We start from the raw sequence: 5,993 nt of genomic DNA on the forward strand, positions 1-5,993 counted from the left end.
GCATCGATCACACCCAAGCCGCCATCTTCGACGCTGATCACGTGGGGGTTAAACAACACGGCACCGCAGCGGCGGCAATCGTCTAGCAGCTGCTGCAGGGCCTCCTCGCCGCGCCAGCGCAGCAGCGGCAGGGCCGCCAGCCGGGCCGCACCCTGCTGCCTCACGGCCTCCAGGTGCCAAAGCAGGTCGTCGCCCCATTGCTGCCGCAGGCGCTCCAGACAGGGGGCCTCCGGCTGGGGCAGCAGCATCTGCAGGTAGGTCCAATCCGGATGCTGGGCGCGCCAATGCAGGGTGGTGTGGTTCCAGCTGAGCTCCCGCAGCGGCAGCCCCCGGCTCTGGCCCTGGGGAGCCTGCCAGCGCAGCGCTCCGCCCTTGGCCGCCAGCCAGCTCGGCAACACCTCCAGGGCTGCGGGGGCGGCCAGCAACAACAGGCGCTGCTCACCAGGCTCGGGCGCCGGACAGCCCGCCGGCCAGGGGAGCTGGCTAACCAGCGGCGCCTCCAGCACGGTGATGGCATTCAGCTCAAAGGCCGTGCTTGTAAGGGCCTGGGCCGCCGCCAGGGCCTGCCCCCACTGCTCGAAACCCACCACCAGCTGCTGCCAAACCACCGCCTCGCTGGTGGGCAGCCGCAGGGCAGTGATGATGCCATTGGTGCCGTAGGCGTGGTTGAGCGGGGCGCTGGCCGCAGCATCGAGCTGCAGCAACCGCGGCTCGGGCTCGAGGGTTACCACCTCCAGACCCAGCAGGTTGCCGGGATCGCGCAGAAAACCCCAGCGCAGGGAGCCGATGCCGCCGGAGCCACCGGCGATAAAACCACCGATGCTGGCGCTGCGCACCGTGCTGGGCACCAGCCGCAGGGCCCGGCCCCGGGGGGCCAACTGCTTCTCGATCGCCCCCATCAAGGCGCCTGCCTCCACCTCGAGCACCCCGGTGGCTTCATCCAGCTGGCGCAGCTGATTGAGGCCGCTGAGATCCAGCACCAGCCCGCCTTCCAGCGGCACGCACTGGCCATAGTTGCCCGTGCCGGCACCCCGCACCGTCAAGGGCACGCCCTGGCGAGCACAGGCTCCTGCCACCAGCAGCACCTGCTCCACCGTGGTGGCTCTGGCCACCAGCTGGGCGCGGCAGCCCTGCAGCAGGGGCACCAGCACCGGCGAGTAGTCGTAGTAGTCGCGGGAGAGCCGCTCCAGCTCCAGCGGCGACTCGGCCCCGAGCAGCGGCAGGGCCGAATCCAACCGGCGCAGCTCAGCTGCCAGGGCAGTGATCTGGGCCTCAGGGCAACGCTCAGCCATGGGGTGGCAAAAGGGGTGAAGGCTTCTCAGCTTCGGGCGGCGGCAGCCAGACGCCTTGACGCAATACCCGCCGCTGGGGCGGCCGGGCCAGCAGCTCCCCCCAGCTACCAGACCCAAGCAGCACTAAATCGGCTGGGGCCCCAAGCCGCACCACCCCATCCCAGGCCAGCTCCAGCACCGCTGCGGCGGCGGTGCTGAAGGGGGCCAGGCCCAGCCGCTGCCAGGGCATCAATTGGCAGAGCGGCGCCGACCAGCGCAGCAGCTCAATGGGATCGAAATCACCACCTGGATACCAGGGGTCTTGCACGTTGTCGCCGCCGATAGCCAGCCTCACGCCCGCCTGCTGCAGGCTGCGGATCGGCGCCAGGGGCCGCCGCCAGGGGGTGCGCCCGGGCCGGCGCCCCAGCAGCCAAAAATTGGTGGTAGGCAGGGCTACCACGGCGATGTTGGCGGCGGCCAGCCGATCCGCCAGCCGGTCGCAGTTGCGTTGCGGCAACAGGGCCATGCTGCTGGCGTGGCTGCAGGTGATCGCCACGGCGCGGCGCTGCTCCAACACCAACTGGGCCACCATCGCCACCCCCTCGCCAGGGCAGGAATCGGCCTCATCAACGTGCAGATCCACCCCGCAACCATGGCGCTCGGCCAGGTCAAGCAGGGCCAGCAGGGCCTCGCGGTCGACGTTGCGGCTAGCGGCACCCTGGCCATAGGGCGGCCCGATCACCCCACCCAGCAGCCCCTGGCCAGCGGCCACCCGCCGGGCCAGGGCCTGCCCCTCCGCCGTGAGCCAATGGGCCATTGGTGCCAGGGCCACCAGCTGCAGCTCCAGCCGCTCGCGCCAGCGCTCACGGGCCGCCAACAGGGCTTCCCAGCTGGGTTCGGCCCCAGCCCCAACGCTATCGATATGGCTGCGGATCGCCCGCACGCCGTTGCGCCAGGCCCGCTCCAAGGCCCGCTCAGCCCGCTCAGCCACCTGCTCAACGCTGCGCTGAGCGTATTCGCGTTGGTTAGCAGCTAAGGCCGCCGCCATCGTGCCCTCCCGGTTGGGAAAGGCGGCGGCGCTGAAAGCCTTATCCAAGTGAGTATGGGGCTCAATCAGGGGAGTTAGGGCCAGGGGCAGGCTGGCCGCCGCCGCCTGGGCGGGCAGGGGCGAAATGGCCGTGATCCGTCCCGCCTCGAAAGCGATGCTCAGGGACACCAGCCCATCCGCATCGGCGCGAAACTCGGCTCCGCCCAGGCGCGGATCCAGCAGCCCCCGGGGCAGGCGCAGCTTCACTAGGGGCTCTCGGGACGGTCGCTGGCAGCGCTGATCAACACAAATTGACCGGCTACACCCACCACGGTGGAGCGAAAGCGCGGCACCTGCCAGCGCAGCAGCGATTGGCCGCCCAGCTCACTTTCGAAAACACTCAACAGGCCGTAGTTGCGACGGCGGGTGTGGCTGAGCACCACGGCCGCCAAGGCCGCTCGCTGGGCCTGAACAAGCCCCACACAGTTGTTGATCGCCATCCGCAACAGCACCGGCACGCCGCCATCACCGCAGAGCTCCTTGCTGATCTCTTCCACTAGGCGATCACTGACGTAGGCGCGGAAATCAGCAGGGGATGGATTGGTGAGGGCAAGCCCGCCAGCGGCTAGGGCGAGCACGATCAAGCCAGGCGCCCATGCGAAGCGGGCCGGGGTGTCCGAACGGCAGACCAAACGGTGCAAAGTTGCAGGCAATCAAGGTTGGCACCCTTTGCTCGCCACGGCAGGCGCCTTGCCCCAACCCTCAACGTCCTGTCTAATGCAAGCCCAGGGGCAAGGGCATGGACCAGAAGCTCATTGGCACGGCCTTTCTGGCTGCCCTGGCAGCAGCCCTGCTCGACGCCGACTCAGCAGCATTTCTACGCGACCTAGTCGGGCCCTGGCTGCGCTCGCCGCTGCTGGTGCCAGTGGCCGGCGTGCTGCCCGAACTGCAAACAGGCGCGGGGATTCTCTGCCTGGTGGCAATTCCAATCCTGTGGCTGAGGCCGCGGTAGCTGCGCTGAAGCAGGTCGCCGCAACGGGTGAGAAGCCTTGACAGGCCACGACTTGCTACATTCCAAGGGCGCGGCGGGCGTCGCCAAGCGGTTAAGGCAGCGGCTTGTGGTGCCGCCATCCGGGGGTTCGAATCCCCTCGCTCGCCCTTGATTCCCTAGCCGTCCCCACCACTTTTGGGGCGGCTTTTTTGTGACTACTGCAGCGCCTGCAGCAAAACCCCAGCCCCATGCCGCACCGGATCGGCGCAAGGCAAGCCGAGCTCGGCCGCGGTGGCGGCAACAGCAAGCTGAGCTGCGGCGGCGTCCAATCGGGCGGTGTTGAGCGCCACGGCCCGCACCCGCGGCCGCAGGCCATCGGGACGCCCCAAGGCCGCCAGGGCCTCCAGCGCCGCGATCAACTCGGGCAGGGGCGGGATCGCTACCGGCACCTCCCCTGGCCGGGTGCGCACGTGGCTCTGGCCAGCGCGGTGCACCAGCAGCAGTTCGGTGGGCTGGCTGCCGCGCAGCAGGGGCAAGGTGGCGCTGGAGCCCGGATGGCAAAGCGACCCCTGGCCCTCCACCAGCAGCAACGCCTGCGGCCCGGCCCCAACGGCGGCGGCCAGCACGGCCGCCTCCACGGCACCGGCGGCGTAATCAATCCGCACGGCATCGAGGGCCACGCCCTGGCCGCTAATCAAGATGCCTGCCTGACCCGTGCCCACAAAGCGGGCATCAAGGCCGCGGCGCCTGGCCTCAGCCTGCAACTCCAAGCAGGCGCTCATCTTGCCCACGGCCATATCCGAACCCACGGCCAGCACCCGGCGGCAGGGCAGGGCAGCAGCTCGCGCGGCCGCCACCTCCAAGCCAGCCGGCTCCTGGCGCAGATCCCAGATCCACTGGCCGGCTCGGCGGCAGGCGGCAGCCAGCTCGGGATCATCGCCAAGGCGGCTGTGCAGGCCACTGGCCAGGTTCAGCCCCGCCTCCAGCGCCGCCAGCAGATCGGTCCGCATCGCTGGTGGCAGGCGGCCACCGGAGGGGGCCAGCCCCACCACCGCCACCTCGGGCCCGTAGGCCAGTGCCGCCGCCATATCAGCCACCACCGGCACAGCCCGCTCAATGCCGCTCACCTGCTGCAGGTCGGAGCCAGCGAAAGCCGGATCGATCACCGCCACAATTGGCCCACTGCGATAGCGCAACATCGCCAAACCGGTCTTGCCGCTGAGGTCGTCGAGGCCGCCGTGGAGCAGCAGCACGACCGGAGCGCTTGGGCTCAACATGACGCCTGCCCCATGGAGATACCCAGATTGATGCCAAGGCCGGGGCCCGCTGGCGGAATCAGCACGTCTCCCTCCAGGGTCAATCCGGTGAAGGGGTCGTCCACCAGGTTGAGATGGCTATCGAGATCGGGCCAGGTCACTAGGGGCAGCAGCTGGGCTGCCGCGCCATTGAGCAGGGCGCCATCCGAGTAGCACCCCAGCATCACCCCTAAACCCAGGCGGCGAGCCGTCTGGGCCAGCAGCAGGGCCTCGCCAAGGCCACCGCTCTTAAGCAACTTGATGTTGATGCCATCCACGTGGGGGGCCAGCCGCAGCAGATCGGCCAGCTGCCAGCAGCTCTCATCGGCCACCAGGGGCAGGGGAGATTCGCCATGCAAGGCCGCAAAACCAGCGCTGTCAGCCTCCGGATCCAGCAGGGGCGCCAGGGGCTGCTCGAGCAGCACCACGCCGGCCCGCTCCAGGGGCTCGAGCATGGCCCGGGCTGTGGCCAGATCCCAGCCGCCGTTGGCATCCACCTGCAGCTCGCAGGCTCTACCCGTCTGCTGGCGCCGCTGCTCGAGGGCGGTAGCCACCCCCTCCAGCAGGGGCAGGTCGTGGGCGATGCCAGCGGGGCTGCCCAGCTTGAGCTTGATGCGGGTGGCAGGCAACTGCAGCCACCAGCGCTCAAGCCTCGCCAGGACAGCCTCGGGCGTACCTAAGCCAAGGGTGACGCTGGTGGCGACACAGGCGCCTGGATCCAGGCCCCAGAGCCGGTGCAGGGGCTGGTTCAACCTTTTGCCCCACCAGTCGTGCAGGGCCAGATCCAAGCCGCAACGGGCCGGGGGGCTCAGGGCGGCCAGCAGGGGCTCCAAGGCCTGCAGGGGCTCCGGCGCCAGGGCGGCCAGCTGGGGGGCAACCGCCTCCAGCTCCGCCGCAACGGCATCGATGTCGTAATGGCGGTGGCCGGTTTCAAAGCCGCCGGTCTCGCCTATGCCCGTGAGCCCGTCGTGCTCAAGGCTCACCAGCAGGTGCTCCACCGCAGCCGTCGTGCCGCGGCTGATGGCCAGGGGCACGGCCTTGGTGAGCTGAAAGCGTTGCAGGCGAAGCTGCATCAGGGCGAAGGGGCTGGTCTCAAGCTGACACGGGTCTGGCACACGTCCTGGAATCCGTACAGCGTGTACAGATTCCAGGACACCAGACCAGGTCCCTTTTCCCGCCAGCCGCCAACCCTGATGGCCGAAACTAGTTGCATGACGGCCACCAACCTCAGCACCAACGTCCCCCGCGGCAGCTACTGGATCACCACCTTTGGCTGCCAGATGAACAAGGCGGATTCCGAGCGCATGGCCGGGATCCTGGAAGCCATGGGCTACCGGGCCGGCACAGACGAGCACAGCGCCGAGTTGGTGCTTTACAACACCTGCACAATCCGCGATAGCGCCGAGCAG

General features: G+C 69.2%; 6 protein-coding genes, 1 tRNA gene and 1 pseudogene. 3 read left to right on the plus strand and 5 right to left on the minus strand.

Features of this window, described 5'->3' with window-relative positions:
- From KBZ07_RS14985 to KBZ07_RS14995, 3 genes are all read right to left on the minus strand, one after another.
- The coding region (locus KBZ07_RS14985) for an FAD-binding oxidoreductase (protein ID WP_254932362.1) at window positions 1–1,292 on the minus strand (1,292 nt) is incomplete at its 3' end.
- Window positions 1,285–2,565 (minus strand): amidohydrolase family protein, encoded by a 1,281-nt coding sequence (locus tag KBZ07_RS14990; protein ID WP_254932363.1) that lies wholly within the window; start codon window positions 2,563–2,565, stop codon window positions 1,285–1,287. The genes KBZ07_RS14985 and KBZ07_RS14990, both read right to left, overlap by 8 nt.
- Complete coding sequence (locus KBZ07_RS14995) at window positions 2,565–2,990, minus strand: DUF4359 domain-containing protein (RefSeq protein ID WP_254932364.1); 426 nt, start codon at window positions 2,988–2,990, stop codon at window positions 2,565–2,567. Before KBZ07_RS14995 ends, KBZ07_RS14990 begins: the two co-directional genes overlap by 1 nt.
- A 107-nt stretch (window positions 2,991–3,097) precedes the next feature.
- On the opposite strand from KBZ07_RS14995, the gene KBZ07_RS15000 reads away from it, so the two are divergent.
- Both KBZ07_RS15000 and KBZ07_RS15005 read left to right on the plus strand, forming a co-directional pair.
- Window positions 3,098–3,310, plus strand: coding sequence for a hypothetical protein (locus KBZ07_RS15000; RefSeq protein ID WP_254932365.1), 213 nt, complete (start codon window positions 3,098–3,100; stop codon window positions 3,308–3,310).
- 73 nt (window positions 3,311–3,383) lie between these two features.
- Window positions 3,384–3,456: transfer RNA gene (locus tag KBZ07_RS15005), tRNA-His, on the plus strand.
- Between the two features lie 48 nt (window positions 3,457–3,504).
- Here the strand turns inward: KBZ07_RS15005 and KBZ07_RS15010 are convergent.
- Both KBZ07_RS15010 and KBZ07_RS15015 read right to left on the minus strand, forming a co-directional pair.
- Entirely contained in the window at window positions 3,505–4,566 is a 1,062-nt protein-coding gene (locus KBZ07_RS15010) for a DUF1611 domain-containing protein (protein WP_254932366.1), read from the minus strand.
- Window positions 4,560–5,657 carry a dipeptide epimerase gene (locus tag KBZ07_RS15015; RefSeq protein WP_254932367.1) on the minus strand — a complete coding sequence of 366 codons (1,098 nt, stop codon included), beginning with the start codon at window positions 5,655–5,657 and terminating at the stop codon, window positions 4,560–4,562. Before KBZ07_RS15015 ends, KBZ07_RS15010 begins: the two co-directional genes overlap by 7 nt.
- 120 nt (window positions 5,658–5,777) lie before the next feature.
- Between KBZ07_RS15015 and KBZ07_RS15020 the strand changes: the two are divergent.
- Window positions 5,778–5,993, plus strand: a pseudogene (locus KBZ07_RS15020) (tRNA (N6-isopentenyl adenosine(37)-C2)-methylthiotransferase MiaB); the annotation flags it as partial.

The organism is Cyanobium sp. BA20m-14 (assembly GCF_024346295.1).